Source organism: Sphingomonas sp. GW821-FHT04B01, assembly GCF_059420425.1.
In genome coordinates this window covers 236,204-261,486 of the sequence record NZ_JBWKTR010000004.1, presented here as the reverse complement: position 1 = coordinate 261,486, position 25,283 = coordinate 236,204, and the positions used below count along the sequence as shown (strand labels likewise).

General features: G+C 68.4%; 28 protein-coding genes and 1 tRNA gene. 11 read left to right on the top strand and 18 right to left on the bottom strand.

Annotated elements, in window-relative coordinates:
- Positions 1-148: 148 nt before the first annotated feature.
- From AC07UH_RS12285 to AC07UH_RS12275, 3 genes are all read right to left on the bottom strand, one after another.
- Positions 149-223 (bottom strand) — tRNA-Glu (locus tag AC07UH_RS12285).
- Between the two features lie 54 nt (positions 224-277).
- Complete coding sequence (gene recJ, locus AC07UH_RS12280) at positions 278-2,032, bottom strand: single-stranded-DNA-specific exonuclease RecJ (protein WP_495180659.1); 1,755 nt, start codon at positions 2,030-2,032, stop codon at positions 278-280.
- Between the two features lie 96 nt (positions 2,033-2,128).
- Positions 2,129-2,407, bottom strand: coding sequence for a hypothetical protein (locus AC07UH_RS12275; RefSeq protein ID WP_495180658.1), 279 nt, complete (start codon positions 2,405-2,407; stop codon positions 2,129-2,131).
- A gap of 113 nt (positions 2,408-2,520) precedes the next feature.
- On the opposite strand from AC07UH_RS12275, the gene AC07UH_RS12270 reads away from it, so the two are divergent.
- Both AC07UH_RS12270 and AC07UH_RS12265 read left to right on the top strand, forming a co-directional pair.
- The gene (locus tag AC07UH_RS12270; protein WP_495180657.1) at positions 2,521-4,167 is read left to right on the top strand and encodes a DNA polymerase III subunit gamma/tau; all 1,647 of its coding nucleotides are present in this window, start codon (positions 2,521-2,523) and stop codon (positions 4,165-4,167) included.
- On the top strand, positions 4,164-4,487 hold the full coding sequence (locus AC07UH_RS12265) for a YbaB/EbfC family nucleoid-associated protein (protein WP_495180656.1): 324 nt from the start codon (positions 4,164-4,166) through the stop codon (positions 4,485-4,487). Before AC07UH_RS12270 ends, AC07UH_RS12265 begins: the two co-directional genes overlap by 4 nt.
- Positions 4,488-4,625: 138 nt before the next feature.
- On the opposite strand, the gene mtgA is transcribed toward AC07UH_RS12265, so the two are convergent.
- The 4 genes from mtgA to AC07UH_RS12245 form a co-directional block, all read right to left on the bottom strand.
- Positions 4,626-5,300, bottom strand: coding sequence for a monofunctional biosynthetic peptidoglycan transglycosylase (mtgA, locus tag AC07UH_RS12260; RefSeq protein ID WP_495180655.1), 675 nt, complete (start codon positions 5,298-5,300; stop codon positions 4,626-4,628).
- Positions 5,301-5,309: 9 nt separating this feature from the next.
- Positions 5,310-6,641 carry a flavin monoamine oxidase family protein gene (locus tag AC07UH_RS12255; protein ID WP_495180654.1) on the bottom strand — a complete coding sequence of 444 codons (1,332 nt, stop codon included), beginning with the start codon at positions 6,639-6,641 and terminating at the stop codon, positions 5,310-5,312.
- 1 nt (position 6,642) lies between these two features.
- Positions 6,643-7,545, bottom strand: coding sequence for an RNA polymerase sigma factor RpoH (gene rpoH, locus AC07UH_RS12250; protein ID WP_038660996.1), 903 nt, complete (start codon positions 7,543-7,545; stop codon positions 6,643-6,645).
- Positions 7,546-7,607: 62 nt separating this feature from the next.
- Complete coding sequence (locus AC07UH_RS12245; protein WP_495180653.1) at positions 7,608-8,555, bottom strand: RluA family pseudouridine synthase; 948 nt, start codon at positions 8,553-8,555, stop codon at positions 7,608-7,610.
- Positions 8,556-8,572: 17 nt separating this feature from the next.
- Between AC07UH_RS12245 and AC07UH_RS12240 the strand changes: the two genes are divergently transcribed.
- Both AC07UH_RS12240 and AC07UH_RS12235 read left to right on the top strand, forming a co-directional pair.
- Entirely contained in the window at positions 8,573-9,031 is a 459-nt protein-coding gene (locus AC07UH_RS12240) for a M67 family metallopeptidase (protein WP_052075545.1), read from the top strand.
- Positions 9,032-9,676 carry a histidine phosphotransferase family protein gene (locus AC07UH_RS12235; protein WP_038661000.1) on the top strand — a complete coding sequence of 215 codons (645 nt, stop codon included), beginning with the start codon at positions 9,032-9,034 and terminating at the stop codon, positions 9,674-9,676.
- A gap of 286 nt (positions 9,677-9,962) precedes the next feature.
- Here the strand turns inward: AC07UH_RS12235 and AC07UH_RS12230 are convergent, their stop codons facing one another.
- The 4 genes from AC07UH_RS12230 to AC07UH_RS12215 are packed head-to-tail and all read right to left on the bottom strand — an operon-like array spanning position 9,963 to position 12,980.
- Positions 9,963-10,928 (bottom strand): FAD:protein FMN transferase, encoded by a 966-nt coding sequence (locus tag AC07UH_RS12230; protein ID WP_495180652.1) that lies wholly within the window; start codon positions 10,926-10,928, stop codon positions 9,963-9,965.
- 10 nt (positions 10,929-10,938) lie between these two features.
- Positions 10,939-11,778, bottom strand: a complete 840-nt coding sequence (locus AC07UH_RS12225; RefSeq protein WP_495180651.1) for a DUF4198 domain-containing protein — start codon at positions 11,776-11,778, stop codon at positions 10,939-10,941.
- Positions 11,779-11,792: 14 nt separating this feature from the next.
- Positions 11,793-12,272, bottom strand: a complete 480-nt coding sequence (locus tag AC07UH_RS12220; protein ID WP_495180650.1) for a DUF2271 domain-containing protein — start codon at positions 12,270-12,272, stop codon at positions 11,793-11,795.
- Between the two features lie 54 nt (positions 12,273-12,326).
- Positions 12,327-12,980 carry a PepSY-associated TM helix domain-containing protein gene (locus tag AC07UH_RS12215; protein WP_495180649.1) on the bottom strand — a complete coding sequence of 218 codons (654 nt, stop codon included), beginning with the start codon at positions 12,978-12,980 and terminating at the stop codon, positions 12,327-12,329.
- Between the two features lie 135 nt (positions 12,981-13,115).
- Between AC07UH_RS12215 and AC07UH_RS12210 the strand changes: the two genes are divergently transcribed.
- From AC07UH_RS12210 to fghA, 3 genes are read left to right on the top strand one after another with little or no spacing between them, the layout of a single operon-like run.
- Entirely contained in the window at positions 13,116-14,222 is a 1,107-nt protein-coding gene (locus AC07UH_RS12210; protein WP_495180648.1) for an S-(hydroxymethyl)glutathione dehydrogenase/class III alcohol dehydrogenase, read from the top strand.
- Between the two features lie 32 nt (positions 14,223-14,254).
- Positions 14,255-14,638 (top strand): VOC family protein, encoded by a 384-nt coding sequence (locus AC07UH_RS12205; protein WP_495180647.1) that lies wholly within the window; start codon positions 14,255-14,257, stop codon positions 14,636-14,638.
- 3 nt (positions 14,639-14,641) lie between these two features.
- Positions 14,642-15,478 (top strand): S-formylglutathione hydrolase, encoded by an 837-nt coding sequence (gene fghA, locus AC07UH_RS12200; protein WP_495180646.1) that lies wholly within the window; start codon positions 14,642-14,644, stop codon positions 15,476-15,478.
- 237 nt (positions 15,479-15,715) lie between these two features.
- Here the strand turns inward: fghA and AC07UH_RS12195 are convergent, their stop codons facing one another.
- Positions 15,716-16,027: a polyhydroxyalkanoic acid system family protein gene (locus tag AC07UH_RS12195; protein ID WP_495180645.1), complete on the bottom strand. Its 312-nt coding sequence runs from the start codon at positions 16,025-16,027 to the stop codon at positions 15,716-15,718.
- 107 nt (positions 16,028-16,134) lie between these two features.
- On the opposite strand from AC07UH_RS12195, the gene purL reads away from it, so the two are divergent.
- From purL to bfr, 3 genes are all read left to right on the top strand, one after another.
- Complete coding sequence (gene purL / locus AC07UH_RS12190; RefSeq protein ID WP_495180644.1) at positions 16,135-18,354, top strand: phosphoribosylformylglycinamidine synthase subunit PurL; 2,220 nt, start codon at positions 16,135-16,137, stop codon at positions 18,352-18,354.
- A 261-nt stretch (positions 18,355-18,615) separates the two neighbouring features.
- Positions 18,616-18,786: a (2Fe-2S)-binding protein gene (locus AC07UH_RS12185; protein WP_495180643.1), complete on the top strand. Its 171-nt coding sequence runs from the start codon at positions 18,616-18,618 to the stop codon at positions 18,784-18,786.
- Between the two features lie 109 nt (positions 18,787-18,895).
- Entirely contained in the window at positions 18,896-19,411 is a 516-nt protein-coding gene (gene bfr, locus AC07UH_RS12180; RefSeq protein ID WP_052075790.1) for a bacterioferritin, read from the top strand.
- A 51-nt stretch (positions 19,412-19,462) separates the two neighbouring features.
- On the opposite strand, the gene AC07UH_RS12175 is transcribed toward bfr, so the two are convergent.
- Together AC07UH_RS12175 and AC07UH_RS12170 are read right to left on the bottom strand one after the other, a co-directional pair.
- A complete protein-coding gene (locus AC07UH_RS12175) occupies positions 19,463-19,861 on the bottom strand; it encodes a glycine zipper 2TM domain-containing protein (RefSeq protein WP_038661030.1) in 399 nt (132 codons plus the stop codon).
- A gap of 71 nt (positions 19,862-19,932) precedes the next feature.
- Positions 19,933-20,580 carry a peptidylprolyl isomerase gene (locus tag AC07UH_RS12170; protein WP_495180642.1) on the bottom strand — a complete coding sequence of 216 codons (648 nt, stop codon included), beginning with the start codon at positions 20,578-20,580 and terminating at the stop codon, positions 19,933-19,935.
- A 57-nt stretch (positions 20,581-20,637) separates the two neighbouring features.
- On the opposite strand from AC07UH_RS12170, the gene AC07UH_RS12165 reads away from it, so the two are divergent.
- A complete protein-coding gene (locus AC07UH_RS12165) occupies positions 20,638-20,931 on the top strand; it encodes a hypothetical protein (RefSeq protein WP_495180641.1) in 294 nt (97 codons plus the stop codon).
- A 128-nt stretch (positions 20,932-21,059) separates the two neighbouring features.
- On the opposite strand, the gene AC07UH_RS12160 is transcribed toward AC07UH_RS12165, so the two are convergent.
- The 4 genes from AC07UH_RS12160 to AC07UH_RS12145 all read right to left on the bottom strand — a co-directional run bounded on the left by AC07UH_RS12160 (position 21,060) and on the right by AC07UH_RS12145 (position 25,233).
- Entirely contained in the window at positions 21,060-21,473 is a 414-nt protein-coding gene (locus AC07UH_RS12160) for an Hpt domain-containing protein (protein ID WP_038661039.1), read from the bottom strand.
- Between the two features lie 93 nt (positions 21,474-21,566).
- Complete coding sequence (gene der / locus AC07UH_RS12155) at positions 21,567-22,940, bottom strand: ribosome biogenesis GTPase Der (RefSeq protein ID WP_495180640.1); 1,374 nt, start codon at positions 22,938-22,940, stop codon at positions 21,567-21,569.
- Positions 22,941-23,155: 215 nt separating this feature from the next.
- The gene (locus AC07UH_RS12150) at positions 23,156-24,481 is read right to left on the bottom strand and encodes an outer membrane protein assembly factor BamB family protein (protein WP_038661044.1); all 1,326 of its coding nucleotides are present in this window, start codon (positions 24,479-24,481) and stop codon (positions 23,156-23,158) included.
- A complete protein-coding gene (locus tag AC07UH_RS12145) occupies positions 24,478-25,233 on the bottom strand; it encodes a tetratricopeptide repeat protein (protein WP_495180639.1) in 756 nt (251 codons plus the stop codon). The genes AC07UH_RS12150 and AC07UH_RS12145 overlap by 4 nt, the downstream gene beginning before the upstream one ends.
- Positions 25,234-25,283: the final 50 nt, after the last annotated feature.

Sequence of the window (25,283 nt, the reverse complement as noted above, 5' to 3'; positions counted from 1 at the left end):
GCTATCCGCAATGGGTGGTCACCTTCGACCGCCCGCAGGAAGCCGGACCGGCGCCGAGCGACCCCGCCGCACCGCTGTCGCCGGAATGATGCTGGAACTCTGCGAATGCCGTCACCAGCGGCATGCCGACCATGGCCGGTTGCGCTGCTGGTGACCCCTACGGGAATCGAACCCGTGCTTCAGCCGTGAAAGGGCCGCGTCCTAACCGCTAGACGAAGGGGCCAGCGAGGGGTGCTGCTAGAGGGGGGTCGGCGATCGGTCAAGGGGTTGTGATGCATCAATTCGCCCAGGCGGCGTCTTCCAGGTGCATTTCCGCCGCCGGGCGGCTGCCCCAATCGTCGATCCTGGCGCGGCCGGCGAGCCATAGCCGGCGGTGCGGCGCGGCGGCGAGCAGCGCCTGCCCCAGCGCGGTGTCGGCGGCGCGAAACGCCACCGCCTTGAAGCTGCGGCCGTCGTCGCCCGCCACCACCGCACGGACGTGGCCGTTGCCGACGACGTCCGCCTTGATGATCCGCACCGGCCCGGCGGCGATCCGCGGCGCCGGCCAACCCATCCCATAGGGTCCGCCGACATCGAGCGACTCGACCAGCAGCGGGTTGATCCCGCCCGGCGCGAGCACCGCGTCGACCAGCAACGCCCGCTCACCGATCGCGCGGTCGACGCCGGCGGCCAGCCGCTCCTCGAGGAAATCGGCGAAGGCGGCGATGCCGTCGGCGGCGATCGTCAGCCCCGCCGCCATCGCATGGCCGCCGCCGGCGACGAGCAGGCCCTGCTCCTTCGCGGCGAGCACCGCCGCGCCGAGGTCGACCCCGGCGATCGACCGGCCCGAGCCCTTGCCGAGCCCGTCCTCTCCGATCGCGATGACGATCGCCGGCCGGCCGAACTTCTCCTTCAGCCGTCCGGCGACGATGCCGATCACGCCGGGATGCCAGCCCTCGCCGGCGACGACGACGACGCGGCGGCCGTCGCTGGCGAGCAGCTCGGCGGCCTGTTGCACCCCCGCCTCGATCAGCCGGCGCTCCTCGTTGAGCCGGTCGAGTTCCTCGGCGATCGTGCGCGCCTCGTCGGGATCGCGGGTGGTGAGCAGCCGCACGCCTAGATCCGCGCGGCCCACCCGCCCACCGGCGTTGATCCGCGGCCCGAGTGCGAAGCCGAGGTCGCTGCACGTCGGCGCCCGCGTCAGCCGCGACGCCTCGATCAACGCGGCGAGGCCGATATTGCGGCGCTGCGCCATCACCTTCAGCCCCTGCGCGACGAAGGCGCGGTTGAGGCCGCGCAATTGCGCGACGTCCGCGACGGTGCCGAGCGCGACGATGTCGAGATGGTGGATCAGATTGGGCTTGGGCCGATCGGCGAAGAAGCCGCGTGCCTCCAGCGTGCGCAGCAGCGCTGCGGCGAGCAGGAAGCAGACGCCGACCGCGGCGAGATGGCCGTGCGCCGCGCCTTCGTCCTCGTCGAGCCGGTTGGGATTGACCAGCGCATGCGCCAGCGGCAGCGCGGCGGCGCATTTGTGGTGGTCGACGACGACAACGTCGACCGGGTGCGCGTGCGCCATCGCCAGCGCCTCGAACGCCTGTGCGCCGCAATCGACGGTGACGATCAGCGACGCCCCCTCCCCCGCGAGCCGGACCAGCGCGTCGCCCGACGGGCCATAGCCTTCGAGCAACCGGTCGGGGATGTATGGCCGCGCCTCGAGCCCGAGATCGCGCAGCACGAGGATCATCAGCGCCGCCGAGGTCGCGCCGTCGACGTCGTAATCGCCGAACACCGCGACGCTCTCGCCCGCCTGCACCGCATCGGCGAGGCGGATCGCGGCGCGGTCCATGTCGCGGAACACCGACGGGTCGGGCATGAAGGCGCGGATCGACGGCGCGCGATGCTGGTCGAGCGTCTCGCGCTCGGCGCCGCGGGCGAGCAGCAATTGCGTGACGAGATCGTCTGCACCGAAACCGTCGCGCGCGTCGGCGGCGAGGCTGCGCCAATGCCAGGGCTGGCCGAGAATCGAATGCGATACGCCGAGAACGGGGGTCATGGGTGTCGAGGGGTTCCGGGATGGGTGCCACGATCAGGCACCCTCATGCCTTAGGGCAGAACGGGCGTTATCGTAACCATATTGCCCGAGGTAACCCTAGCCATTTGCTTCCTCGCTCGCATGCGCGTTTCGGAACCACCAGGCCCAAAGCAGCGTCAGCGCCGATAGCGTCCCGATCGCCCGGACGAGCAAGGGCATCGCCGCCCAGGGCGGCGCCGACCCGCTATACCGGGCGAGGGCATAGCCGATCGCCAAGGTGAAGGCGCCGAACCGCGCCGGAGCGAGCGGCGCCAGCCACCGTATTCCCCAGAAGGCCACCGCGGCGACCAATAGCGTCGATCCGAAGGCGTTCAGCAGGTGCGACAGCAAATCCATCGCCACAGGCTATGCCGCTCCGCGACCAATGGCCAGATCGAATAGCGCGCGCGACGGAGTGCCGACCCTATGCACCTTCGACACCGGCCCCCCGCCGCCCTATATGCAAGCCAATGGCCGATTCCTTCGATCTGGGCGAACCGCCGCAGCCCGCGGCCAAGGCCGCCCCCTATCGCGTGCTCGCGCGCAAATACCGTCCGCAGACCTTTTCCGAGCTGATCGGGCAGGATGCGATGGTCACCACGCTCGGCAATGCGATCAAGCGCGACCGGCTGGCACATGCCTTTCTGATGACCGGCGTGCGCGGCGTCGGCAAGACCTCGACCGCGCGGCTGATCGCCAAGGCGCTCAATTGCGTCGGTCCGGACGGCACCGGCGGGCCGACGATCGATCCGTGCGGCGTCTGCGAACCGTGCCGCGCGATCGCGGAAGGGCGCCATATCGACGTGATCGAGATGGACGCCGCCAGCCATACCGGCGTCGACGACGTGCGCGAGATCATCGACGCGGCGCGCTATGCGGCAGTGTCGGCGCGGTACAAGATCTACATCGTGGACGAGGTCCACATGCTTTCCAAGAACGCCTTCAATGCGCTGTTGAAGACGCTCGAAGAGCCGCCCGGGCACGTTAAATTTCTGTTCGCCACCACCGAGGTGAACAAGGTGCCGATCACCGTATTGTCGCGCTGCCAGCGCTTCGACCTGCGGCGCATCTCGGCGGAGCAGCTCGCCGCGCATTTCGCCTTCGTCTGCAGGCAAGAGGGCGTCGAAGCCGAGCCCGAGGCGCTGATGCTGATCGCCCGCGCGGCGGAAGGCTCGGCGCGCGACGGCCTGTCGATCCTCGACCAGGGCATCGCGCATGCCGGGCTCGAGGGCGGCGGCGTGACCGCGGCGGCGGTGCGGCAGATGCTCGGCCTGTCCGATCGCGGCGCGGTGCGCGACCTGCTCGCCCTCGTGCTCGCCGGCGATGCGGCGGGGGCGCTCGCCAGCCTGCGTCGGCAGTATGATTACGGCGTCGATCCGCAGTCGGTGCTGCGCGCGATGCTGGAGAGCGTCCACGGCATCACGCTCGCCAAGGTCGGCACCGCCGAAGACCCGGCGCAACCGGTCGAGGAGCGCAACGCGCGCGCCGAATGGGCGGAAAAGCTGTCCTTCCCTGCCCTGCACCGGCTCTGGCAGCTCTTCCTCAAGGGGCATGACGAGGTCGCCAGGGCGGCACTGCCGATCGAGGCGGCGGAAATGGCGCTGCTGCGCGCGATCCACGCCTCGACCTTGCCCGATCCCGGCGAGCTGGCGAAGCAGATCGCCAGCGGCAAACTCGGCGCGCTGGCGGCCCCTGCGGCGGCTGCCCCAGCAGCACCGGCCGCGCCGGTCGCTGCCGAACGGCCCGGGGCGCCCGCCGATTTCGAGGGCCTCGTCACCCTGCTCGAGGACAAGGGCCATTTCGCCGTCGCCGCGCAGCTCAGCCACGGCGCACGCGTCGTCCGCTACGAGGCGCCCGAGCTGGTGCTCAGCGGATCGCGGCCGATGTCGGCGGACACGCTGCGCGACGTCGCCGAGGCGCTCAAGGCGGCGACGGGGCAGGTATGGAAGATCGTCTTGGAGGATGCGCCCGGCGCGCCTACCTTGCGCGAGAAGGCCAAGGCGGATGAAGAGGCGACACGGCAGGCGATCCTCGCCACGCCGCTGGTGAGGGCGGCCTTCGCGGCCTTTCCCGAAGCCGAACTGGAAGCCTGGCCGGGCAAACGGAGCAACGCATGAAGAATATCGACGAAATCCTCGCCATGGCGCAGAACGTCCAGAACGAGTTGCAGAAGGCGCAGGACCAGCTCGACGCGATCGAGGTCGAGGGCGTCTCGGGCGGCGGCCTCGTCAAGGTCAAAGCGAGCGCCAAGGGCCGGATCATCAACATCGCGATCGACGATTCGCTGATCGAAGTGTCGGAAAAGCAGATGCTCGAGGATCTGCTCGCCGCGGCGTTCAACGACGCGCGGACCAAGGCAGACGCGGTGTCGGGCGCCGAAATGTCGAAGATGACCAGCGGCCTGCCCCTCCCGCCGGGCTTCAAACTGCCGTTCTGACCTTTCCTCACCAAAGACCGTCATCCCCGGGGAAGGCGGGGATCCAGACGCGCGGATTTCTCCTGAGCCGCAACGCCAGCGTTTATGGATCCCCGCCTGCGCGGGGATGACGATGATTTGGGAGGAGCGGGAAGCCCCTTATCTCAAACAGCTATCCAGCCCGCTCCGCCGCACCACGCCGACGTAGCGCGACAGTGCGTTGCCATGCCGGCGCACGAAGCCATGCGGGTCGATCGCCGCGCGCTTCTTGGGCAGCGGCAGCACCGCGGCGATCCGTCCCGCCTCGGTCGGCGACAGGTGCGACGCGTCGTGGTGGAAATAGCGCAGCGCCGCGGCATTGGCGCCATAGGTGCCGATCCCCGTCTCGGCGACGTTGAGATAGACCTCCATGATCCGCCGCTTGCCCCACAAGGTCTCGATCAGGACGGTGAAATAGGCCTCGAACGCCTTGCGGACATAGCCGCCGCCCTGGAACAGGAAGACGTTCTTCGCGGTCTGCTGGCTGATCGTCGAGCCGCCGCGCAGCCGCTTGCCCTGCGCGTTGCTATAGGCGGCGTTGGCGATCCCCTTCCAGTCGAAGCCGTGATGCTCGCAGAAGCGCGCATCCTCGCCGGCGATCGCCGCGCGCGGCATGTCGGGGTCCATCTGCGACAACGGCATCCAGTCCTTGGTGACGCTGCGCCCGCCGAGCAGGTCGCCCGCCATCGTCCAGGTGAACGGCACCGGCACGAACCGGTAGATGCCGACCCACAGCAGGCTGATCGCGACGAAGACCAGACCGGCCTTGAACAGGAGGAGGAGGATGCGGATCATCCCCGCTCCTTACGGGGACGGCGCAGCCCCCTTCAAGTGGAGGATCGCGGCGGCGGCGGCGGTGCCGGTCCGATACGCGCCGTGCGCGGTGGAGAAATCATGCGGCGAGCACGCCTCGCCGGCGAAGAACAGCCGGTCGTCGACCGGCGCAGCGAGGATCGCGCGGGCGCCGGCCTGACCGACGCGGGCATGGCTGTAGCTGCCGTGGATATACGCCTGCCCGCGCCAGTGCGTCGCGTGCAGTGGGACGAGCCGCTTGCGCCAATCGGCGCCGAGCAGGCGGACCAGTTCCTCGATCGCGAAGTCGCTCGCGGCACGTCCGTCGGGCATCGCCTCGGCGCAGGCGCCGCCGAAGAAGCTCTCGACGATCGGCAGGCCGAAAGGCGACAGCCGGTGGCTCGCGGTGCAGGCGTTAAGCGGATCGCCGATCAGATGCGCCTGCGCCGGCCATTCGGGGCGATCGACCGCGAGGAACACCTTGTCGGCGAGCCCCAGCGGCAGTCCCGCCGCAGCCGCCTGCTTCTCGGGCAGCGGCGGATCGAAGTCGATCTCCGCATAACCGGTGGTCGGGATGGCGAGGACGACGCGGTCGGCTGCGATCGTCCCGGCGGGGGTGTCGAGACGGATCGTCCGGCCGGCATGATCGATCCGCGTCACCGGCGTGTTCAGCCGCACCGGCACATCGCCGGCGTGTTGGACGACCAGCGTGCCATAGCCCGCCGGCAACGCCCAATTGTCCTCGGTCGCCGCATCCTCATACGCCGCCCAGTCGTGCAGCGAGACGCGGTCGAGCGGCGCACCATTGGCATAGCCGGAGATCGCATCGATCATCGGCCGCCATGGCGCGTCCCCGGCGCTGACGAAATCGGACAAGGGCCGGTCGGGACCGTCGAGCGCCGCATGGGCGGACTCGTCCCATCGTTCGTAAGCCGCGCGGAACGCCGCCTGTTCCTCGGGCTGATAGTCGAGGCTGCGCCATTGCACGCCCCAATTTGGCGACGAGCGGTCGATCGTGAACCCCTCACGCTCGGCGATCGCGGTCCACGGATTGCGTCCGGCGGAATGGAGCCAGCCGCAGCCGGCGTCGAGGACCGCCTCCCGGTCCGTTCGGGCTGAGCCTGTCGAAGCCCCGGTCTGCGGCGGAGAAAGGCCCTTCGACAGGCTCAGGGCGAACGGGATAGGGGAAGCGGCGCGCTGCAAGTCCGACAGGCGGAGACTATGCGCTCGCCCGCCGAGCCGGTTCCCGGCCTCGACCAGCAGCACGTCCTCGCCGGCATCGTGGAGCCGCCGCGCCGCCGCAATTCCGGCCGCACCGCCGCCAACCACGACGGTGCCGGCCATCTTACGCCGCGAGCAGCCGCTTCTCGCCGGCGATGCGCATCATCGCCTTCTGGAGCTTCTCGAACGCGCGCACCTCGATCTGCCGGACGCGCTCGCGCGACACGCCATAGACCTGCGACAACTCTTCGAGCGTCTTCGGGTCGTCGGTCAGCCGCCGCTCGGTCAGGATGTGCTTCTCGCGATCGTTGAGGTCGTCCATCGCCGACACGAGCATGCCGTGGCGGACGTCCGCCTCCTGCGCCTCGGCGACGACGCTGTCCTGCAACGGCGCGTCATCCTGCAGCCAATCCTGCCACTGGCCTTCGCCATCCTCGCGCATCGAGACGTTGAGCGACGTGTCGCCGCCCATCGCCATGCGGCGGTTCATGCTGATCACGTCGCTTTCGGCGACGCCGAGATCGGTGGCGATCTTGGTGATATGCTCGGGCCGCAGGTCGCCGTCCTCGAACGCATCGAGCTTCGACTTCATCCGCCGCAGGTTGAAGAACAATTTCTTCTGTGCCGCGGTGGTGCCCATCTTCACCAGGCTCCACGAGCGCAGGATATATTCCTGGATCGACGCGCGGATCCACCACATCGCATAGGTGGCGAGGCGGAAGCCGCGATCGGGCTCGAACTTCTTTACGCCCTGCATCAGGCCGATATTGCCCTCGGAGATCAGCTCCGACGTCGGCAGGCCATAGCCGCGATAGCCCATCGCGATCTTGGCGACGAGCCGCAGATGAGAGGTGACGAGCTGCGCCGCCGCATCGGTATCGCCATGCTCCTGGAAGCGCTTGGCGAGCATGAACTCCTGCTCGGGCGCGAGGATGGGAAATTTCTTGATCTCGGACAGGTAGCGGTTGAGGCTCTGCTCCCCGCCGAGGGCAGGAATCGTCGCGGGGACGTTGCTGCGGGCTGCCATGATCTGATCTCCCTTTCTTGCGGAGGCATTCGTCCCGCACTGCGGCGACGAACGGCTCGAACCTATACGTGAAGCTCGGTGAACAGTTCCTGCATATCGGCAGGCATAACGCTATCGAACGCCAAAGCGGTGGTTTTCACCGGATGGATGAACCCCAGATGCGCCGCATGCAAGGCCTGACGGCGGAAACCGAGGGTTTCGAGCAGCGCCTTTTGAGCACCCTTTGTTCTACCATAGACCGGGTCGCCCAGCAAGGCGTGGCCGATCGAGGCCATGTGCACGCGGACCTGATGCGTCCGCCCCGTCTCCAGCCGGCATTCGACCAATGCCGCGTCGCGCAGCACCTGCATCGTGGTAAAATGCGTCACCGCACGCTTGCCGCCCTGGACGATCGCGATCTTCTTGCGGTTGGTCGCCGAGCGCGCGAGCGGTGCGTCGACCTTGCCCGCCGGCGGCCGCGGCACGCCGCCGACGATCGCGCGATAGCGGCGGTCGATACTGTGGTCGTGGAACTGGCGCGCCAGCCCCTCATGCGCACGGTCGGTCTTGGCGGCGACCATCAGCCCCGACGTGTCCTTGTCGATGCGATGGACGATCCCCGGCCGCGCGACCCCGCCGATCCCCGACAGCGAGCCCTGGCAATGATGGAGCAGCGCGTTGACCAGGGTTCCGTCGAGATTGCCCGCGGCGGGATGGACGACCAGCCCGGCGGGCTTGTCGATGACGATGAGATGCTCGTCCTCATAGGCGACGACGAGCGGGATATCCTGCGCTTCGTTATGCGGCAGCGTCGGCACCGGCACCGCGACCGCAAACGTATCGCCCGCCGCCGCCTTCTTCGCGGCATCGCGGACCATCAGCCCGTCGCGGGTCACCGCGCCGCTGGCGATAAGCACCTTGAGCCGCTCGCGCGACAGCGTCGGCACCGCGTCGGCGAGCGCGCGATCCAGCCGCCAGCCGTTCGCCGCCGGTGCGATCGTCGCGTCGATGATGGAAACCCCCCGGTCCATGGGGTAGGGATGTGGGCATGACGGTGGCGATTACAAGCGATCTTGTCGGACAGATCCTGCGCGACGCCGCCGCTACGCCCCAAGCCGAGGTCTGCGGCCTGCTGTTCGGCACCGCGACCGCGATCACCGCGATCCAGCCGTGCCGCAACGTCGCGGCCGATCCGGCTTGCTGGTTCGAGATCGACCCCGCCGCGCTGATCGCCGCGCATCGCGCGCAGCGCAGCGGCGGTCCGGCGATCGTCGGCCATTATCATTCGCACCCCAACGGCGATCCCCGCCCCTCCCCGCGCGACGCGGCGAGCGCCGCGCCGGACGGCGCCTTGTGGCTGATCGCCGCGGGTGGCGTGCTGCGCGGCTGGCGTGCCGGCGCTGGCGGTGCCGTCGAGGGACGGTTCGATCCCGTCGCGCTCGGCGACGACCCTTGCGCACCGGAGCCGGCTCGGCCACATCGGTCGTCGCTTTTTCGAGGAACCTGAATGTCCGTCAGCCCGGTCGATTTCGCCAGCCTGCTCTGTTCGCGGCTGTGCCATGACCTGCTATCGCCGGTCGGCGCGCTCAACAACGGGCTGGAACTGCTGACCGACGAGACCGACGAGGAGATGCGCGCGCGCGTCTTCCAGTTGCTCAGCGAGAGTGCCCGCGCCTCGGCCAACAAGCTCAAATTCTTCCGCCTCGCCTTCGGCGGCGCCGGCGGCTTCGGCGAGCAGGTCGACAGCCGCGAGGCGAAGGCGGCGATCGAGGGGCTGCTGATCGACAACAAGCGCACCACCTTCAACTGGTGGGTCGAGGCGGAGACGCTGCCCAAGGCGGCGCTCAAGGTGATGCTCAACCTGACGCTGATCGCCAGCGAATCGCTGGTGCGCGGCGGCACGCTCGACGTCGGCGGCGAGGAGAACAACGGCCAGCTCGAGATCGTCGTCAAGATCGAGGGGCCGCGCATCATCCTCGCGCCCGAATTGCGCACCGCGCTCAACCACGGCGAAGGCCCCGAGGGCGTCACCCCGCGCACCGCCGCCGCCTATCTCGTCCACAGCTTGGTGACGCAGGCCGGCGGCACGATCCAGATCAGCGAACCCACCGAGACGATCATGATCTTCGGCGCGGTATTCCGCGGGAAGTAGGCGGGGGGCGCCGCTGATCTCCCAATGCGCGACCGCGGTCGCACAGGGCGATCACATCTGGCGACGGCGATGAGGCTCGATCAATATCCCCAAAGGATCCGTCACCCCGGACTCGTTCCGGGGTCCACCGGGCCGCAAGAGCGCGATTTCGCCTCGAGCCTTTCTCCTCGCCGCAGGGTGGACCCCGGAACGAGTCCGGGGTGACGGTGTGGGTTGGGAAAGCGTAGGGCCGACCTGAACGCCCGTTTTCGCGGGCATACAATTCAGCAGCCTCCAACCACCCCGATCAGTCCGCCAGCATCGCCTCCAACGCCGGGGTGAGGGTCTCGCCCCCACCCTCCACCACGATCCGCGCCGCGACGCCCTGCCCGGCCGCCAGCGCGCGACCCGCTTCCGGCCCGAGCACGGTCAGCGCGGTCGCCCAGGCATCCGCGCTCAGCGCATCCGCTGCGATCACGCTCACCGACACCACGCCGTTATCCGTCGACCGCCCCGTCCGCGGATCGATCGTATGCCCCCCGCGCCGATAATCCCCCGAGGTCGCCACCGCGAGCCCGTGCAGCGCGATGCGCAGCGGCGCGACATCCACCCCCGGCGGCGCCTCCAGATCGACCCACCACGGCTGGCCGTCCGGCCGCACCCCGCGCCCGACCAGTTCGCCCCCGATCTCGGCCAGGGTATGGACAACACCGAGCCGTGCCACCGTCGCCGCCACCGCATCGACCGCGAAGCCCTTGGCGATCCCCGACAGATCGAGCGCCACCCCGCCCGGCTGCGACAGCCGCCGATCGCCGGCGCTCCAGCCGAGCCGCCGCCAGCCGGAGGCGGCCCGCGCCGCGTCGAGCGCAGCCGCATCCGGCCCCGCCGCCACCGGCACCGGCCCGAAACCCCACAGGTCGACCAGCCGTCCGATCGCCGGGTCGAAGGCGCCGCCGGTCGCCGCGGCGATCGCCAGCCCGCGCGCCATGACCTCCGCAAAGTCGGGTGGCAGCACCATCGCGCTCCCCGCCGCCGCGCGATTGAAGCGCGACAGCAACGACGTAGGCAGCCAGTGGCTCATCTCCGCGACGATAGCGTCGAGCCGCGCGACCACCGCCGCGTGCACCGCGCTCGCGTCCAGCCCGGCCGGCAGGACGGCGCGCACGCTCCACCGCGTCCCCATCGTCTCGCCGCCGAGGTCGGTCACCACCGCCGCCGGATCGCACGCCGCGATCGCTGCCGCGGAGATCGCCGCGGGAAGCGCGATCCTCACCGCGCCGCCGTCACGGCGTCAGCACTTCCAGCGTCGTGACGTAGCTCATCCGCCGCTCGGTCGCGCGCGGCGTCGTGGTCTTCGCGTCCGTCGCGGTGGCGTTGAGCCAATACATGCCCGCCGCCGGCCAGGTCACGCTGACCACGCCATCGGCGCCGGTGGTCAGGGTCATGGCGTTTTCGTCGTTGCGATAGCGCTTGCCGCCCGGAATGACGGTGACCTTGAGCCCCGCCGCCGGCTTGCCGTCGATCAGGAATCGGAATTTCGCCGCCTCGCCGGCGATCAGCTCGTCCGGATGCGTCACCGGCGCGAATTCGAGGCCCTTGCCAGTCGGCGCGAACACCGTCGTCGTCGGTGCGCCCGCGGTCAGGAACACCTCGTTGCGCGACGACATTTCGGTGAGCGTCACGTCGGTGGCGTTGGCCGGGATGTCGGCGACGGTCAGCGGCGCCGGCTGGCCGGGACGCGGCGGGCCGCCGCGACCGCCGACTCGCTTCTCGACGCCGTCGACCTTGAAGCTGCCCATCACCCCCGACATGGCGGTGCCAACCTTCCACGTCCCCGGCTTGTCGAGCTGGACGTCGAATACCGAGCGATAGCGCCCGGTCGCGCCATTCTGGAGCTGCCCCGGCGTGCCGTCGGGCTGCCAGACCTTCATCCCGTCGAGGCGCAGCGGCTGGTGATCGAAGAAGAACAGATCGTTCGACACCGCGGCGTCGATCGTCACCCAGCTGTCGGTGCCGGAAAAGACCGTGCCCGAGGGCAGCAGCCACATGCGATGCGCGGAGAGCATCGCCGGCGTGGCGAGCAGCGCCGCGGCGGCGAGCAGGCGGACGGTGAAGGGCTTCATGATATGCGCTCCTCTCAGCGGGCGGATACGGTGACGGCGCCGAGTTCGGTCTTGCCCGATCCGCGCGCGCTGGGATTGGGGACGGTCAGCGGCAGCGTCACCAGCTCGCGCCCCCCGGTCTCGCGCGCGGCCTCGACGGTGAGTACATAGGCGCCGGGCTTCAGCCCGTCGGGCAGCTTGACGCTATATTGGCCGGGCGCGCGCGTCGCGCCGCTGATGCCGTCGGCGGGGACGGTCATCGACCGCCCGCCCTTGCGCCACCAGGCGCGCAGGTCGGCGAGATATTTGGTGCCCGCATCCTTGCCGGTCTTCTTGGTCTCGTACCACAGGGCCACCGTCCGCGCCGTGCCGCCGCCGGCGGGCTCCAGCCAGATCGCGACATAGGGCCGGTGATATTCGGCGACGTCCTGTTTGGGGATCGTCACGGTGACGGTCGCGGCACCCGCCGGCGCGGCGATCACGCCGCCGAGCAGGGCAAAGGTCGTTGGGCGCATGGTTCGTTCCCCTTTCAAATCAATCAATTCTCGTCGGATATCGGCGGCACGGCATCAGTGGATGAAGACGAGGATCAGCACGACCGGGACGATCACGCCGAGCGCCACGATCGGCCAGGTCGCCGGGCGGTGCTTGCCGTGCATCTGCAGCAGCAGCAGTCCGGTCAGCGTGAACAGGATGCAGGCGACCGCGAACACGTCGAGGAACCAGCCCCACGCTGCTCCGGCATTGCGGCCTTTGTGCAGGTCGTTGAGATAGGCGATCCAGCCGCGACTGGTCACCTCGGCGGTGATCCTGCCGTTCGTCCGGTCGATGCTGACCCAGGCGTCGCCGCCGGGCCGCGGCAGCGCGACATAGACGTCGCTGTCCGACCATTCGCCCGGCCTGCCCGCCGCATCGAGCTCCACCGCGCGCGCCACCGCCGCCGCGACCCGCGGCGGCAAGGCCGCATCGGCCGCCGCCGGTGCCTCGAGGTCGCGCAGCAGCGGCGGCGGCAGCGTCCCCGCCCGGTCGGTCACCACCGGCGTCGCGCCGATCGACGCGGCATGGTTGAGCGTGATCCCGGTCGCCGCGAACAGCAGCATGCCGACCAGCGACACCGCCGCGCTCATCCAGTGCCAACTGTGCAATTGCTTGAGCCACCAGCCGCGCCATTTGCGCTTGGCCTGACGCGCCGGAGCGGCGGAAACGGATCGGACGGTGCTCACCGCTCCCGGCTAGCGGGCAAAGCCGCTTATTTCAACCGTCTTGCGAATGAGTATCATCCGCATGGCCCACCCTGTGCTTGCCCTGCCCTACCGTCAGGCGGTAACCGCCGCGCACGCCTTACCGGAGCCTGCCCCATGAAGACCCGCGCCGCCGTCGCCTTCGAAGCCAAGAAGCCGCTCGAGATCGTCGAACTCGACCTCGAAGGGCCAAAGCCCGGCGAAGTGCTGGTCGAGATCATGGCGACCGGCATCTGCCACACCGACGCCTATACGCTCGACGGGCTCGACAGCGAGGGGCTGTTCCCCAGCGTGCTCGGCCACGAGGGCGCCGGCATCGTCCGCGAGGTCGGTGCGGGCGTGACCAGCGTCGCGGTCGGCGATCACGTCATCCCGCTCTACACGCCCGAATGCCGCCAGTGTAAGTCGTGCCTCAGCCAGAAGACCAATCTGTGCACCGCGATCCGCGCGACGCAGGGCAAGGGGCTGATGCCCGACGGCACCACCCGGTTCAGCTACAAGGGCCAGCCGATCTTCCATTACATGGGCTGTTCGACCTTCTCGAACTTCACCGTGCTGCCCGAGATCGCGGTCGCGAAGATCCGCCCCGACGCGCCGTTCGACACGAGCTGCTACGTCGGCTGCGGCGTCACCACCGGGGTGGGCGCGGTCGTCCACACCGCGAAGGTGCAGCCGGGCGACACCGTCGTCGTCTTCGGTCTCGGCGGCATCGGCCTCAACGTCATCCAGGGCGCGAAGCTCGCCGGGGCGAAGATGATCGTCGGCGTCGACATCAATCCCGACCGCGAGGACTGGGGCCGCCGCTTCGGCATGACCCATTTCGCCAACCCGCGCGACGTCGGCGACATCGTCGCGCATATCATCCAGCTCACCGACGGCGGCGCCGATTACAGCTTCGACGCGACCGGTAACACCGACGTGATGCGCCAGGCGCTGGAATGCTGCCACCGCGGCTGGGGCACGTCGATCGTCATCGGCGTCGCCGAGGCGGGCAAGGAAATCAGCACCCGCCCCTTCCAGCTCGTCACCGGGCGCAACTGGCGCGGCACCGCCTTCGGCGGCGCGCGCGGGCGGACCGATACGCCGAAGATCGTCGACTGGTATATGGACGGGATGATCCAGATCGACCCGATGATCACGCATCGCCTGACGTTCGACGAGATCAACAAGGGCTTCGACCTGATGCACGCCGGCGAAAGCATCCGCAGCGTCGTGATCTACTGACCCGCCCGTTCGGCGCTACAAGGACAAACCCGATGTTTTCCCACGTCATGCTCGGCACCGACGATATGGCTGCCTCGAAAGCCTTCTACGATGCAGCGCTGGGCGCGCTCGGCGCGCCTACCGGGATCAGCGATCCCAAGGGCCGCACCGCCTATATGCATGCCGGTGGCCGGCTGCTGCTGAGCAAGCCGATCAACGGCGAGCCCGCCTGCCACGCCAATGGCGGCACGATCGGCTTCGCCGCCGGCTCGCCCGAGGCGGTCGAGGCATGGCATGCCGCAGGCCTCGCCAACGGCGGCACCGCGATCGAGGATGCGCCCGGCCCGCGCGAATCGCCCTTCGGCAAGATCTATCTCGCCTATCTGCGCGATCCCGCCGGCAACAAGGTCTGCGCCGTCCATCGCATGGCGGCCTGAGCGATGACGTTCGAGACCGTCTCGACCGCCAGGGCCTTCGGCGGCACGCAGGGCGTCTACCACCACGACTCGACCGCGACCGGCACGCCGATGACGTTTTCGGTCTACGTGCCGCCGCATGACGAAGGGCAGAGGCTGCCGGTCGTCTGGTATCTGTCGGGACTGACCTGCACGCACGCCAACGTCACCGACAAGGGCGAATACCGCCGCGCCTGCGCCGACCTCGGGCTGATCTTCGTCGCGCCCGACACCTCGCCGCGCGGCGAGGGGGTCGCGGACGATCCCGCCTATGACATGGGTCAGGGCGCGGGCTTCTACGTCGATGCGACGCAGGCACCGTGGGCGCCGCATTTCGCCATGTGGTCCTATGTCACCGAGGAACTGCCGGCGCTGGTCGCCACGCATTTCCCTGCCGACATGGATCGCCAGTCGATCATGGGCCATTCGATGGGCGGCCACGGCGCGCTGACCATCGGCCTGACCTTGCCCGAGCGGTTCAGGGCGATCTCCGCCTTCGCGCCGATCGTCGCGCCGAGCCAAGTGCCGTGGGGCGAGAAGGCGCTCGGTGGCTATCTCGGCGACGATCGCGCCGCGTGGCGTCGCCACGATGCGGTTGCGCTGATCGAGGACGGTGCGCGCGTGCCCGCGCTGCTCGTCGATCAGGGCGATGCCGACCAGTTCCTCGAAGAACAGCTCAAGCCGCAGTTGCTGACGACGGCATGTGAAGCGGCGGGCATCGACCTGACGCTGCGCATGCAGCCGGGCTACGACCACAGTTATTATTTCATCTCGACCTTCATGGCCGACCACCTCGCGTGGCACGCCGGGCGGTTGCGGTAGCAACCGGGAACACCGTTATACTGGACAAACCTCCTTCATCCCCCCGGACTTGATCGAAACCTCTGCGAAACCCCACCAGTGCTCCTGCGAACGCAGGAGCCCAGGAGTCCGGAATGCCGTCAACCGTTGCTCTGCTTGGCCCTGGGTTCCTGCGTTCGCAGGAACACTGCACAGCAACCGTGGCCGGGTCGACTTTCACGAAGGTCTCGAACTGGCGAGGGCGAGGCAAACCTTCCGCTACGCCCCCTTCGCCAGCATCTTCTCCGCACTCGTCTTCACGAATTCGGCGATCGGGCCGGACATCATCGCCAGCATCATCGGCACCTTGACCGTGCCGCTGACGTTGCTCTCGCCCACCGCCATGTCGACGGCGACCTTCTGCCCCATCGCGACGATCGCCAGCGCGAGCGCATCCGGCCCGGTCCATTCGGCATCGACCGTGCCGCCGCCGGGAATATGCTGCGCCAGTTTCGGCAGCCCCGCCTCGATCCGCCGCCGCGCTTCCGCGCGACCGAGGCTGTGGGGAATGTCGAACGGAATCGCGGCCATCATCGTCTCCAGAATTCAAGTGCCGCGCGCCCTGCCCGTGTCCGTCGTACAGCGTCAACCGATCAGCGATGGTGACGAACCCGCCCCGCCCCGCTAAGGCCCCGCGCATGACCGAGATCACGCCCCAGATCGTCGCCGACCACGGCCTGTCCACGGAAGAATATGAGCGCGTCCTGCACGCGCTGGGCCGCGAGCCCAATCTCGTCGAGCTCGGCATCTTCTCGGTGATGTGGTCCGAGCATTGCAGCTACAAGTCGAGCCGCATCCACCTCAAGAAGCTCCCCACCGAAGGCCCGCAGGTGATCTGCGGCCCCGGCGAGAATGCCGGCGTGATCGACATCGGCGACGGCCAGGCCGCGATCTTCAAGATGGAGAGCCACAACCACCCGTCGTATATCGAGCCCTATCAGGGCGCGGCGACCGGCGTCGGCGGCATCCTGCGCGACGTCTTCACGATGGGCGCGCGGCCGGTCGCCAATATGAACGCGCTGCGCTTCGGCTCGCCGGCGCACCCCAAGATGCGCCATCTGATCGCCGGCGTCGTTCACGGCATCGGCGGCTACGGCAATTGCGTCGGCGTCCCGACGGTCGGCGGCGAGGTCAATTTCCACCCCGCCTATGACGGCAACATCCTCGTCAACGCGATGACCGTCGGCGTCGCCGATCAGGACAAGATCTTCTATTCGGCCGCCAGCGGCATCGGCAATCCGATCGTCTACGTCGGCAGCAAGACCGGCCGCGACGGCATCCACGGCGCGACGATGGCGTCGGCCGATTTCGGCGAGGACGCCGACGCCAAGCGCCCGACCGTGCAGGTCGGCGATCCCTTCACCGAAAAACTGCTGATCGAGGCGTGCCTCGAACTGATGGCGACCGACGTGATCGTCGCGATCCAGGACATGGGCGCCGCCGGCCTGACCTCCTCCAGCGTCGAGATGGCGTCGAAGGGCGGCGTCGGCATCGAGCTCGTGATGGACGACGTCCCCCAGCGCGAAACCGGCATGACGCCGTACGAGATGATGCTCTCCGAATCGCAGGAGCGCATGCTGATGGTGCTGAAGCCCGGCCGCGAGGCCGAGGCGGAGACGATCTTCCGCAAATGGGAGCTCGACTTCGCGGTCATCGGCCGCGTCACCGACACCGGCCGCATGGTGCTGACCTTCAAGGGCGAAACCGTCTGCGACATCCCGCTCGGCCCGCTCGCCGACGAGGCGCCGCTGTACGATCGTCCGCACGTCCCGACGCCCAAGCCCGCGCCGCTTACCAACGTGCCGGAAAGCAAGGACATCGCTGCCGACCTGCTGACGCTGATGGGCTCGCCCGACGTCGCCAGCCGCCGCTGGATCTGGGAGCAATACGACCACATGGTCGGCGCCGACACGGTGCAGGCCCCCGGCGGCGACTCCGCGGTGGTGCGCGTCCACGGCACCGACAAGGCGCTGGCGATCACCACCGATTGCACGCCGCGCTATTGCTTCGCCGACCCGGTCGAGGGCGGCAAGCAGGCGGTCGCCGAGGCGTGGCGCAACCTGACCGCGGTCGGCGCGACGCCGCTCGCGATCACCAACTGCCTCAACTTCGCCAATCCGCAGCGCCCGGAGATCATGGGCCAGATCGTCGGCTGTCTCGACGGCATGGCGCAGGCGTGCCGCGCGCTCGACTTCCCGATCGTCTCGGGCAACGTCAGCCTCTACAACGAATCGAAGGCGACCGGCGGCGGCAGCGCGATCCTGCCGACCCCGGCGATCGGCGGCGTCGGCCTGCTCAAGGACTGGACGAAGAACGCGACGATCGCCTTCAAGGGCACCGGCGACATCATCCTGACCGTCGGCAAGCGCGGCGGCCATCTCGGCCAGTCGCTCTATTTGCGCGAATGCCACGGCCGCGAGGAAGGCCCGCCGCCGCCGGTCGACCTCGCCGCCGAGCGCAAGGCCGGCGACCTGATCCGAACAGCGATCGCCGACGGCCAGCTCTCCGCCGTCCACGACGTTTCCGACGGCGGCATCGCGGTGACGCTCGCCGAGATGGCGCTCGCGGGCAACATCGGCGCGATGATCGACCGCAAGCAGCCGTTCGACTGCGCCCGCGCCTTCTTCGCCGAGGATCAAGGCGTCTACGTCGTCACCGTCCACGACCATGCTTTGCTCGACTTCCTCGGCGCCGCGCACGCCGCGGGCGTCGAGGCCGAGCCGCTCGGCCGCACCGGCGGCAAGCGCCTGATCTTCGAACGCCCCGACCGCGACGACGTCGTCACGATCGAGGCGCTGCGCAGCGCCCACGAGGGCTTCTTCCCGAAACTGATGGGTACCGACTCGGCGCTGGCTTGATCTTCTGGTTCCTCCCCCGCCAGGGGGAGGTGGCGCGCCGAAGGCGTGACGGAGGGGGAGGACAGGTGGGCGTTCCGTTACGGAGCTCCCACCTGTCCTCCCCCTCCACCATTCGGCGAACGCCGAACGGTCCCCCTCCCCTGGCGGGGGAGGATTTTCGCAGTTGCGACGAACCGTGCGTTAGCGACTGCGAATTAGTCGCAAATCCACTTGCGAACGTCTCGCAGTATCCGCATACAGGCGGCGAAGCGAGGAGCATCCATGGTTGTCTGCGTTTGCAATGCCATACGAGAATCCCAGGTCCGTGCCGCCGCACGCAGCGGCTGCCAGACGGCCTGCCAGGCCTATCAATCGCTCGGCTGCCGGGCGAAATGCGGCCAGTGCGTCATGGTAGCGAGAGCCATTATCGACACCGAACGCGCTGCTGCCTGACGTTCGCAACGTAAAAAACGGCAGATTTCTGCGGTTTTTTTCTTGCAGCCCTACCCTTCCGAAGCCTAGATCGTCCGCAACACGGACAATCTAGGGTGGACATATGGCGATCAAGGGCGACCCGCGGGTCATCGAATATCTCAACGAAGCGCTCAAGAACGAGCTGACCGCGATCAACCAATATTGGCTGCACTATCGCGTCCTCGACCATTGGGGCGTCTACAAGCTCGCCCAGTATGAGCGGATGGAATCGATCGACGAGATGAAGCACGCCGACTGGCTGTCGGAGCGCATCCTCTTCCTCGACGGCCTGCCCAATTTCCAGCTGCTCGGCCGCTTGCGCATCGGCGAAACGGTGGAGGAGATCCTCCGCGCCGATCTCGCGATGGAGGAAGAAGCCGTCGTCCAGCTCAAGGGCGCGATCGCTTATTGCGAGGAGGTCAAGGACTTCATCAGCCGCGACCTGTTCACGCGGATCCTCGCCAGCGAGGAAGAACATGTCGACACGCTCGAGCGCCAGTTCGAGATGATCGAGCGGATGGGTATCCACAATTACGTGCAGCTCAACTCGATCAGCGAGCATGATTCGCCGAAAGCCGGCGCTGCGCCGCATCTCAACGGCTGATCCCCAATGCAAAACGGCCCCGCGTGATCGCGGGGCCGTCGCACGTTCAGCTTAGCGGCACTTGACCTTGCCGCGATCGACCGACCGGCCGAGCAACGCGCCGCCGCCCGCGCCGAGCAGCGTGCCCAGCGTGCCGCCGCCGACGAGATTGCCGAGCACGCCGCCGCCGACCGCACCGACCACCAGACCCGTCGTGCCATCGTTGCGCTTGCAATAGGCGCGGCCGTCGCGGCCACGATAGATCCGGTCGTCGCGGCCGAGGCGGCGCTCGCGATAGCGGCCGTCGCGATAGGAATTGGCGGGGTCCCAATTGCCGTCATTGTCGCCCTGCCAGCGATTGTCGCGCCGCTGATCCTGATACCGATCACCGCGCTGCGCGGAGGCCGGCTCCATGGCGATCGGCGATACCATCGCCACGGTCGCCAGTACGGCTAGAAATCCGGTCTTCATCGCTGCTCTCCTGAAAGATAGCGTGATAACCGGGCCGGCGAGCAATGGTTGCACCAACCCCTTGATATGGCTCAATTCGCTTTGCGGTCCGTGGTCTTCACCAGCCACGGCTTGACCAGCCCCGTGGGGTGCGGCGTGCCGGTCAGCCGGCGTGCAGCGACCAGCCGGATCGGCTTCAGCAGCAACTGCCCGCCCATCCCGCCCCCGGTCGGCAGCGCCAGGATACGCTTCACCACCGGCATGCCCGACACGACATGACCGAAGGCTGCATAGCCGGGATAGTCGCCCTTGGCGTCCATGCTCGGCATCGCGCCGACGGTGATGAAGAAATTGCCGCCCGCCGACCCGGCCTCGGCCCGCCGCGCCATCGAAATCGTGCCGTCGACGTGGCGCAGCCCCGTCATCGCCGTCATTTCGAGCGGGAACGACGGCAGGATGCGCCGCGCATCGGTGCGGATACCGCCCTGGATGAAGCCATAGGTCGGCGCGCTGCGGTTGCGAGCGGACCGATAGAAGCTCATCCCGTCGAACCGCCCGTCATCGACATAGCCCATGAAGTTGGCGACCGTCCGCGGCGCATGGCGGGCATCCAGCGCCAGCACGATCGGGCCATAAGGCGTGTCGAGCCGCACCCGGACGACGGCGGGCTCGCGCGGTGCCGCCGCCGGCGTGGCGCTGGACAGAGCGATGGTGGCAAGCAGGATCAGGGGCAGACGCATGCCACCCCGCTATGCCGATCCCGACGCGGGCACAACCGCCGCGGTCGCCGGGACGGCATGACGATTGTCATTAACGAAAGCGTGATTGCGCCTTTTGCAATTGCACAGATCCTTGCTGCGATGCACAAAGACCGTGCCTTTCAGGCATCCTCTCCTAAAAACTTTTCGGCCGGTCGCAAGACCGGCCTTTTTTTTGGCCGCGGACTACGCTATTCGATCCTTGCCCAGAACGCGCCGTCAACGAAATATACGGAGCGGAGCCAGCCGGTAAAAGCCGGCACCGGCACGTTTCGGGACGCGGGGGATCGAGTGTACCGGCTGACGGACTCTCCCCCGCGGTACCGCTCCTGATGTGTGTTGAGGCTTATTGGCGAGACATGAAGCTTCGCTGGATCATCGATCGCAGTAGGCCATGTTTACGATTCTCGCGATAAAACCGCCAGTGAGCCGAACGTCGTCATAGGGGTGAATGGCGCGCCTCAGATCTTCCGCCCGAAGCCCCCCGGCACCGGCCGCCGCGGGACGAGCGGATTGGCTTCGCGTTCGAGCAGGCCGAGCGTCTCGAAGAACAGCGGCCGCAGTTGTACCACCAGTTCCAGCGCCTCCTCGCAGGTGTCCTGCCGCTCGACGCAGCCGCGGGCGAGTTCCTCGATCGATTCGGCCAGCGTCGCCAGCGGCTCGGCGCCGAACTGGCGCGCCTCGCCCTTCAGCGTATGGGCGGGGATGACGATCGCCGCGGCGCTGCTGGTGCGCATCGCCTGTTCGATCGCGACCACCGACTTGACGCCGTCTTCGCGGAAATAGCCGAGGATGCGCACGAAACCGGCGCCGAGGTCGCTGCGCGCCTGCGCGAACACGGCCCAGTCCACCAACGTGCTGCCTGCGAACGACACTGCCTTCTCCCCTCGGCCGTGGGGACATCCCACATCGGTTCGCCGGCGATCCTAAGCCCAAGCGGTAAACACGACGTTGCCAAGTCTTGCCGCTTATTCCTTGTTGTCGAACGGATTCTTCGGCGCGCGAAAGGTCATGCGCACCGGAACGGCGCCGAAGCCCAGTTCCTTGCGCATCGAATTGACGAGATAGCGTTCGTAGCTTGCCGGCAATTGGTCGACGCGGGTGCCGAACACCACGAAGCTCGGCGGCCGCGTCTTGACCTGCGTGACATAGCGCATCTTGATCCGCTTGCCGCCGGGCGCGGGCGGCGGGTTCGCCTCGATCGCGCGCTCGAACCAGCGGTTCATCTCGCCGGTGCCGACGCGCTTCGACCACGCCTCGCGCGTATCGAACGCCGCCTGGATCAGCTGGTCGATGCCCTTGCCGGTCGCCGCCGATACCGTCATCACGGTGACGCCCTTCACCTGTGACAGGCCGTCCTCCAGCGCACGCTTGACGCCGTTGAACAGCGACGAGGCATTCTCCGCCACGTCCCATTTGTTGAGCGCGATCACCAGCGCGCGCCCCTCTTCGAGCACCTTGTCGGCGATGCGCAGGTCCTGCGCCTCCAGCCCCAGCGTCGCATCGAGCAGCAGCACCACGACCTCGGCGAAATCGACCGCGTGCAGCGCGTCGGCGACCGACATCTTCTCGAGCTTGTCCTGCACCTTGGCGCGCTTGCGCATGCCGGCGGTGTCGATCAGCCGCACCGGGCGCGGTTCGCCCTTCGGGTCTTGCCACAGCCAGTCGACCGCGATCGAATCGCGCGTGATGCCCGCTTCGGGGCCGGTGATCATCCGGTCCTCGCCGAGCATGCGGTTGATCAGCGTCGACTTGCCCGCGTTGGGCCGACCGACGATCGCGAGCTTGAGCGGCGCGTCGGGCCGATCGTCCTCATCCTCCTCGGGGATTGCGGCGAGCGCCTTCTCGATATGCGGCAGCAGCGCCTCGAACAGGTCGCCCATCCCCTCGCCATGTTCGGCGGACAATTGCACCGGATCGCCGAAGCCGAGGCTGAGCGACTCGAGGATACCCTGTTCACCCGCCCTGCCCTCGGCCTTGTTGGCGGCGAGGATCACCGGCGTGGTCGAGGACCGCAGCCAGCGGCCGATTTCCTCGTCGAGCGGCACGATGCCGGCGCGCGCGTCGAACAGGAACAGCGCGACGTCCGCCTGACCGATCGCCGCCTCGGTCTGGATGCGCATCCGCCCGGGCAGCGTCTGGGCGTCGTGATCCTCATAGCCCGCGGTGTCGATGACGCGGAAGTCGAGGCCGATCAGATGCGCATCGCCCTCGCGCCGGTCGCGGGTGACGCCGGGCCGGTCGTCGACGAGCGCGAGTTTCTTGCCGACCAGACGGTTGAACAGCGTCGACTTGCCGACGTTGGGACGGCCGACGATCGCGACGGTGGGAATACGGGACATGCCCCGGCTCTTAGAAGAGGTGGCGGGAAATACCAATCCTCCCCGGCACGAGCACCTAAGTCCTCCCCCGCAAGGGGAAGGTGGCAGCGCGTAGCGCTGACGGAGGGGGAGGACAGGGCGGGAGCCTTGTTGCCGACTCCCGCCCTGTCCTCCCCCCCCACCACTCGGCTGGCGCCGAGCGGTCCCCCTCCCCCTGGCGGGGGAGGATTTTGCAATCATCGATAGGCGGTGATCTTGCCCGATTGTCCCAGCGTGTACAGCGTCGACTTCACCACGATCGGCGGCAGCGCGAAACTGTCCTTCGCCTCGACCGTCGTCGCGATGCTGCCGTCGGTCGGCGAGGCGAACACCACCTGCCCCAGCGAATTGGTCAGCACCAGCCGCCCGCCCGCCAGCACCGGGCCGAACCAGGTGACCTGCGGCCCCTTGTTCTTCTTGGCGTTCTTGAACCGCTGCAATTGCGCGATCCAGCGTGCCTTGCCGTTCGACCGCGCGAGGCAGACGAGGCGCGCATCGTCGGTGACGACGAACAGCCACTCGCCCGCGATCCACGGCGTCGAGATGCCGGCGAAATTCTGCTCCCACAGCCGCTGGCCGGTGGCGAGGTCGAGGCTGACCATGCGCCCGCCCTGGCCGACCGCGAAGACGCGACCGTTGTCGACCACCGGCGCCGCGTCGATGTCCGACAGGCTCGACACCGAGGTGGTGATCGAGGTGCGCGACAATGCATCGCCCCACAGCACGCGGCCGTTCTCGTAGCGATAGGCGTTGAGCTCGCCGCTCGAGAAACCGGCGACCACCGTCCCCTGGCTGGCGGCGGGTGCGGCGACGCCGAACACGCCCTGCGTCTCGAGCGTGCCCGACTGCGCCCACTGGACCTTGCCGTCGCTCTGATCGAGCGCGAAGATCTGATTGTCCTGGCTCAGCACATAGACCGAGCCGTTGGCGACGGTCGGCGCGCCGCGCAGCGGCCCGCCCGGCTTGGCACGCCAGATCTCCTTGCCGTCCGCGGCATTGAGCGCGACGACGTCGCCGACGCCGTCGGTCGCGAAGACGCGGCCCTCGTCATAGCTCGCGCCGCCGCCGAAGCGCGCCGGGCGGTTCTCGTCGCCGCTGCTGACCGAGGCATCCCACAATTTCGCGCCGGTATCGGCGGCGAAGGCATGGACCTGCGCGGCGACGTCGACGACGAACAATTTGTTGTCCGCGACAACCGGCGCCGCGCCGAGCCGCTCGCGGTTCGAGCCGCCGGCGATCGACGCCTGCCACGCGCGCGACGGCGTCGCGGCGAGTGCGAGTTGACCCATCGACTTGGCGGCATTGCCGCCCGGCTGCGTCCAGGCATCGTTCGCCTCGGCAGCGGGCAGCGTCACCTGGATGTCGGCGATCGTGCTGTCCGCCTCGATCGCGTTTTCGGAGGCGAGGATCGGAACGCGCTCGCCGACCGTCGGGGTCTTCTTGGCGCCGCCCTTGAAGATGCCGCAGGAAGACAGCGCGATCAGCGCGGCGACGGCCACCGAGGCCCGATATCTGGTCGTCATTGCGCAGGTGCTTCCTTCGATTGTGCCGCGGCCGCGCTGGCGGGGGAGACGATGCGCACGGTCGCGCCGCCGTCGGCACCCGCGGTGTCGACCCCCATCGTGCCGGCCATCTGAACCGCGCGTTGACGGATCGAGTCGGGGACGGCGTCGCTCTGCGCGAGCTGGCCGAACAGCCGGCCGGCGAGGTCCTTGCGGCCGCTGTCGAGATAGGCGATCGCGACCAGCTCGCCGGCGCTGCCGAAATAGGCGTTGCCCGGCACCGCCAGCGGCCGCAGCCGCTCGATGACGACCTGCGGTTTCAGCGTGTCGAATTCGGCGGTGGTCTGGCGGATCAGCGCGATGTCGCGGAACGGCTGCGCGAGGCTCGTGTCGGCGGCGATCTTGGCGAAGAGCGCGGCGGCGGCCTTGTCCTGCTTCTTGCCGAGCAGGATGTCGGCCTGCGTCATCAGCGCGAGCGCGCGATAGCCCTCGCGGCCCGAGCCGGCGATCGGCGCGAGCGCCTTGTTCGCCTGATCGGCCTGCCCCGCGCCGAGCGAGTCATAGGCCGCCTGCAATTGCTCGCCCTCGACGCCCGCCGCCTCGGTCTGGCGATGCTGCCAGTAGAGGACGGCGGCGAAGGCCGCGAGCGCCACCACGATTCCCGCGATCGTCCAGCGCCCGTAGCGCTCCCAGAAGCTGGTCAACTGATCGCGGCGCAGCTCGTCGTCGACTTCGCGCAGGAACGCTTGGTTGTTTTGCGGCGTGAGGGCCAAGGAGGGCTCCGGAACAGACAGAGGAAGTGGCGCGCACTCTTAGCGGCGAC

Excerpts from the sequence above, each read along its gene's own strand:
- AC07UH_RS12265 (WP_495180656.1), top strand. The coding sequence starts at position 4,164 with ATGAAGAATATCGACGAAATCCTCGCCATGGCGCAGAACGTCCAGAAC.
- AC07UH_RS12255 (WP_495180654.1), bottom strand. The coding sequence starts at position 6,641 with ATGGCCGGCACCGTCGTGGTTGGCGGCGGTGCGGCCGGAATTGCGGCG.
- purL (WP_495180644.1), top strand. The coding sequence starts at position 16,135 with ATGACCGAGATCACGCCCCAGATCGTCGCCGACCACGGCCTGTCCACG.
- AC07UH_RS12270 (WP_495180657.1), top strand. The coding sequence starts at position 2,521 with ATGGCCGATTCCTTCGATCTGGGCGAACCGCCGCAGCCCGCGGCCAAG.
- AC07UH_RS12195 (WP_495180645.1), bottom strand. The coding sequence starts at position 16,027 with ATGGCCGCGATTCCGTTCGACATTCCCCACAGCCTCGGTCGCGCGGAA.
- AC07UH_RS12220 (WP_495180650.1), bottom strand. The coding sequence starts at position 12,272 with ATGCGCCCAACGACCTTTGCCCTGCTCGGCGGCGTGATCGCCGCGCCG.
- AC07UH_RS12210 (WP_495180648.1), top strand. The coding sequence starts at position 13,116 with ATGAAGACCCGCGCCGCCGTCGCCTTCGAAGCCAAGAAGCCGCTCGAG.
- mtgA (WP_495180655.1), bottom strand. The coding sequence starts at position 5,300 with ATGATCCGCATCCTCCTCCTCCTGTTCAAGGCCGGTCTGGTCTTCGTC.
- rpoH (WP_038660996.1), bottom strand. The coding sequence starts at position 7,545 with ATGGCAGCCCGCAGCAACGTCCCCGCGACGATTCCTGCCCTCGGCGGG.
- AC07UH_RS12245 (WP_495180653.1), bottom strand. The coding sequence starts at position 8,555 with ATGGACCGGGGGGTTTCCATCATCGACGCGACGATCGCACCGGCGGCG.
- fghA (WP_495180646.1), top strand. The coding sequence starts at position 14,642 with ATGACGTTCGAGACCGTCTCGACCGCCAGGGCCTTCGGCGGCACGCAG.
- AC07UH_RS12235 (WP_038661000.1), top strand. The coding sequence starts at position 9,032 with ATGTCCGTCAGCCCGGTCGATTTCGCCAGCCTGCTCTGTTCGCGGCTG.
- AC07UH_RS12165 (WP_495180641.1), top strand. The coding sequence starts at position 20,638 with ATGACGATTGTCATTAACGAAAGCGTGATTGCGCCTTTTGCAATTGCA.
- AC07UH_RS12240 (WP_052075545.1), top strand. The coding sequence starts at position 8,573 with ATGACGGTGGCGATTACAAGCGATCTTGTCGGACAGATCCTGCGCGAC.
- AC07UH_RS12205 (WP_495180647.1), top strand. The coding sequence starts at position 14,255 with ATGTTTTCCCACGTCATGCTCGGCACCGACGATATGGCTGCCTCGAAA.
- AC07UH_RS12150 (WP_038661044.1), bottom strand. The coding sequence starts at position 24,481 with ATGACGACCAGATATCGGGCCTCGGTGGCCGTCGCCGCGCTGATCGCG.
- AC07UH_RS12185 (WP_495180643.1), top strand. The coding sequence starts at position 18,616 with ATGGTTGTCTGCGTTTGCAATGCCATACGAGAATCCCAGGTCCGTGCC.
- AC07UH_RS12170 (WP_495180642.1), bottom strand. The coding sequence starts at position 20,580 with ATGCGTCTGCCCCTGATCCTGCTTGCCACCATCGCTCTGTCCAGCGCC.
- AC07UH_RS12225 (WP_495180651.1), bottom strand. The coding sequence starts at position 11,778 with ATGAAGCCCTTCACCGTCCGCCTGCTCGCCGCCGCGGCGCTGCTCGCC.
- der (WP_495180640.1), bottom strand. The coding sequence starts at position 22,940 with ATGTCCCGTATTCCCACCGTCGCGATCGTCGGCCGTCCCAACGTCGGC.
- AC07UH_RS12175 (WP_038661030.1), bottom strand. The coding sequence starts at position 19,861 with ATGAAGACCGGATTTCTAGCCGTACTGGCGACCGTGGCGATGGTATCG.
- recJ (WP_495180659.1), bottom strand. The coding sequence starts at position 2,032 with ATGACCCCCGTTCTCGGCGTATCGCATTCGATTCTCGGCCAGCCCTGG.
- AC07UH_RS12275 (WP_495180658.1), bottom strand. The coding sequence starts at position 2,407 with ATGGATTTGCTGTCGCACCTGCTGAACGCCTTCGGATCGACGCTATTG.